This is a genomic window from Acinetobacter sp. HR7, from assembly GCF_000773685.1.
In the GTDB taxonomy this organism is placed as follows: Bacteria; Pseudomonadota; Gammaproteobacteria; order Pseudomonadales; family Moraxellaceae; genus Acinetobacter; species Acinetobacter thermotolerans.
The window spans coordinates 1-3,790 of sequence record NZ_JPQO01000192.1 but is presented as its reverse complement, the minus strand read 5'-3'; the positions used below and the strand labels follow the sequence as shown (position 1 = coordinate 3,790).

Below are 3,790 nucleotides of genomic sequence, written 5' to 3'. Positions count from 1 at the left end.
TTTGCAGTTGCCTTTACTTCCGAATAGCCCAATGGGTCTAAAAACGCTTCATTTGAGTTTATAGCGACTTTTAGCACTTCAGCATACCAAAGGTCATAACCGCCACTTAAATGTGCTCTAATCGCTTTATACGCCCAATAGCGGACTGTATCGAACATCATGCAGTTACGACCAAGCCCCGACACTTCGTTTGCTTTCGGTTTCGTTTCAAGGTCGATGAAGTCGGCAAGCTCTGCCAGTTCATATTCAAGTGGACTTAAAAAAGTGGTCTGCCAGTCCGCATCCAGTGGATTTTTTGTTAAAACGCCTGTGTAACGTAAATCTGCACCAAGTTTTTTAGCATACGAATACTCAATTGACGCTAGATAGCGCAATGGCTTCATTCTTGCGTTTTCAGTCTTACAAACGGGCGTTTTTAGGGCATAGCAGATGTGACAATGACCATTTTTAGGATTCTTAGCAATCCAACTGGGCGTTGGTAGGTTTGCATCTAAAAAATGCAAATAGGCATCAGGCGCGTCTATGTCGAAGATTAAATAATTAATTAGGTGTGGCGAGTTGATCTGTATCAACGGGAAGCGTATTGCGTGTGATTTTGAACGTATAAGTGTTCGTTCACCTTTGCCCCACGAACAATATGGCTTATGCGGTAATTTTTCGTAAAAATCTGCTTTAAATTGATGCTTATTGATCACTGAAACGTCCAAAGTGTTGCAATGGCTCAAAACATCAGTACAATACAAGTATCGAATTTGCGTTGGACTGGTGTTTTAAGCACTTGTTTAACAAAGGAAAAAAGGCGGGTCTGCAAACCTGCTTTTTTTTCGCCTGCATGAAATGTACCACTGTTCTTGTCACATTTCAAAATTTCTTTTCTTAACATTGACTTATGCCATGTTTCATCAACGAAAGAAGCTATAGCCACGCTCTGATTCATTCATTTTTTCAACTTGCTGACTTGCATTTCTAACGCTTGCAACTGCCTTGTCAAAGCTGTGTTTTGTGTCTTGAAGTCCTGCAATTGATTGTTCAAGCTGCTGACTAACCGCACTAATTTGTTCAAGTTCTCGTTTCTGATCTGATCTGTTTCCGTAATATTCAATAACAAGCTCTGAAATTCTGCCCTGATTTCCAGATTTTCTTGTTGTGTAATCTCGAACATCTTGAATAAATCGGCTTCCCTCTGCTGTTGTTGCGCCTGTGCTTGTTCCAAGGCTTCGAGTAAGTGCTTTTCTAATTCGGTCATCAATTAATACCCCATCGGAACCATTAGGCTGCCATTCTGCCAAGTCGGTGCGTCCTTGTTCACTAGAACGCATAAGCGTTTGCGATCTTTGTTGTCTATGCAGTCTTTCAGCTTGATATTGCCCCCCTTGTTCGCTAAGTCCTGTATAGCTAGGTTCTGCTGGGCGATTATCTCTGCGTTCTTGCCGATTTTGTGGCTCTGATAGGCTAGGATGCCCCACATCAGCAAAAGGGCTGTAATCACGGCTATGGCTACGATGCTCCAAGTTTTTAACATAACTGGCAGTAACCGCTTGTTCTGTTCTTGGATAGCGGAGTTGATTGCTTTCTCGTTTTCTTTCAGTAAGTCGATTAAGCGTTGCTCGTGATTCTTGAATTCTGTTGCTACGGTCTGCTCTGTATGCTTCGCTTGCTCGTTCGATGTCTGCTCGAAGCTCTTTGCCAAATCTAAAATCTTGCTCATAAATCGCCCCCTTTAGGCGGATATTTTGCCCCCCTTCGGGGTTCTTAATACTGATACTTTTTTTAGTGGTTCGGGCTATCTCAAAACCTGCATTTTCAAGCGTTTTAACCACATCATCACGATTTTTTAATTCGCCACGTTCCGCAACACTTAACAAGCCGTTTGTAATGGCTTCACAGGCTTGTATTTTTGTTCTTGGCAAGTCATTAGGCGTACATAGTTCACGCTTGTTTAATGGGTCGTTTGGGTCTTTTAAGTTGTAATGGTCGTTTACAAGGTCTTTCCATGCGTTCAAGCGTGGACGATCTGCACGGTCATAGTAGGGCTGTAACCGCTTGCCACTTTGTAGCTCTACGTTTGCGACCACAAAATTAAGCTCTAAACGGTCTTTATCTTGATGCTGTACCCATAAAATTGAATATTGATCTTGGTCAAGTCCTGGGAGCAAAGCACGTTCAAAGCTATCCATGATTTGCTGCTTTTGATGCTCGTCTAAATCACGCTCGGCAAACGATAAAACGCCCGATGTATATTTTTGAGCAAAGTTAGTGCTATCAATAATTTGAATCATTTGTTCAGGGTCGCCACGATCAAGCCGTGCATCTTGGCGGTCACGGTCTTTGCCAAGCAGATAATCAATTGGCCCTCGACCTGCACCAATGCCCCGACTATGGATTTTTATAATCATCTCTTAATGCCTGCAATTCACGCTCAATACCTGACAGGGCTGTAATGACTGCAACACGATCTAAGGGCGTGTCTGTCTTGCTCTGTTGGTTAATGATTCGGGCAATCTGATTCAAGTTATTGCCGATGCCTGCAAGTTGCCGAAGCAACTGCGGATCTACTTCAACAACCTTACTTTGCTTTGTACGCTTCTCACTTAAACACGTTTCACGCATCCAACTGGCAAGGCTCGCTGTCGTGCATCGGTCTAAAAGTGCTTGATGCTCTGCATCAGTCAAACGGATTTTGATTTCCTTTTGTCTTTTTTCCACGGCACACTTCACAATTGCGGAATACGGCAAATAACTTGCAATGCTTGATTTAACTGCACTGGGTCATAGTTCAATTTTTTACTTAAAGCCACAAAGTTCTTTTTCTCCATTTTGAAAAAAAGCCACTGGAGTTGCAGCAACCAATGCCCATGCTTCTGTAACTCTGTATGAATATCTTGCAAATAAATTAAGTCACAACCTGATTCAGCAAATGTTTCCAGTGCTGCAAAAGCAACATCACTAATAGTCGTTGTATCGAAGTTTTTTTGAATATCTATCATTTTATGAATCCTTGTTTTTGCTTTTGATTTGTAACGGCAAAACTGGAAAATCTATGATTTTTCTGTTCTGCCGTTTTCGGGGGTGTCGGGGGTGAAGCCCCTGAACCAGTGCCACAAAAGGGACGTTTCGAGCGAAGCAAAGAAAGTCCCCTTTGTGTGTGCTGGCTTATAATCAAAAAGGTAGCATTGATTTGGATTTTATTCAAGCGCATTAGTTTAAATGATAGCCCGCCTCATGCTGCTTACATGACGCAAATTGAATTAGTCGTTGCAAGGTTGATGGACAATCGCAAGCGAACGGCTTTTCTGATCTATGCACAAACACTATGCACAACTCCGCATAACTCTGACGAGTTATACGTTGAGTTGCACACAGGTTTGATGCACAGGAAAAACCTTTGCCCACAACCATTGCTAACTCCCTACAATAATAATTTTTTAAAGATTTAATTAATAAAATAAAAAAGCCCCTTTTACAGGGCTGTTATCTGATTAGGCTTGCACTTGTGCACCCTAGACGTATCAGAAACCAAAAAAGGGCTGTTATCTGATTAGGCTTGCACTTTCCGCTTTTTAATCCATGTTCTGATTGTTCTATCTGAAACATTCAATTTTAGAGCTATATCTTTTTGCTTCATGCCCTGTATATGCAGTTTAAGGGCTTCTTGGCGCAAATCGCTGTACGTTGCTGACCTTGCCTTGCCACCATGACTAGAATCACTGATTAAACCGCCTTTGCGTCCTTTCTTTGCTTGTTTTGCGCTGAACTGTGCTTGAAATTCTGCACTGCCATGATTGCGCCA

At 42.1% G+C, this 3,790-nt stretch carries 6 protein-coding genes and 1 pseudogene; all 7 read right to left on the bottom strand.

From position 1 onward, the window contains the following. The coding region (locus GW12_RS11530) for a replication initiation protein (RefSeq protein WP_034587616.1) at positions 1-695 on the bottom strand (695 nt) is incomplete at its 3' end. A gap of 26 nt (positions 696-721) precedes the next feature. Then, entirely contained in the window at positions 722-925 is a 204-nt protein-coding gene (locus tag GW12_RS16055; protein WP_227504166.1) for a hypothetical protein, read from the bottom strand. 324 nt (positions 926-1,249) lie between these two features. Further along, positions 1,250-1,708 (bottom strand): MbeB family mobilization protein, encoded by a 459-nt coding sequence (locus GW12_RS16240; protein WP_375730993.1) that lies wholly within the window; start codon positions 1,706-1,708, stop codon positions 1,250-1,252. Positions 1,709-2,030: 322 nt separating this feature from the next. Next, positions 2,031-2,279: pseudogene (locus GW12_RS16235) on the bottom strand (relaxase/mobilization nuclease domain-containing protein); the annotation flags it as partial. Positions 2,280-2,376: 97 nt separating this feature from the next. Then, positions 2,377-2,706, bottom strand: a complete 330-nt coding sequence (locus tag GW12_RS11520; RefSeq protein ID WP_034587618.1) for a MobC family plasmid mobilization relaxosome protein — start codon at positions 2,704-2,706, stop codon at positions 2,377-2,379. Positions 2,707-2,714: 8 nt separating this feature from the next. Further along, positions 2,715-2,987 (bottom strand): hypothetical protein, encoded by a 273-nt coding sequence (locus GW12_RS11515; RefSeq protein ID WP_034587611.1) that lies wholly within the window; start codon positions 2,985-2,987, stop codon positions 2,715-2,717. A gap of 551 nt (positions 2,988-3,538) precedes the next feature. Then, on the bottom strand, positions 3,539-3,790 hold a 252-nt coding region (locus GW12_RS11510; protein ID WP_034587610.1), incomplete at its 5' end, for a helix-turn-helix domain-containing protein.

Excerpts from the sequence above, each read along its gene's own strand:
- GW12_RS16240 (WP_375730993.1), bottom strand. The coding sequence starts at position 1,708 with ATGAGCAAGATTTTAGATTTGGCAAAGAGCTTCGAGCAGACATCGAAC.
- GW12_RS11515 (WP_034587611.1), bottom strand. The coding sequence starts at position 2,987 with ATGATAGATATTCAAAAAAACTTCGATACAACGACTATTAGTGATGTT.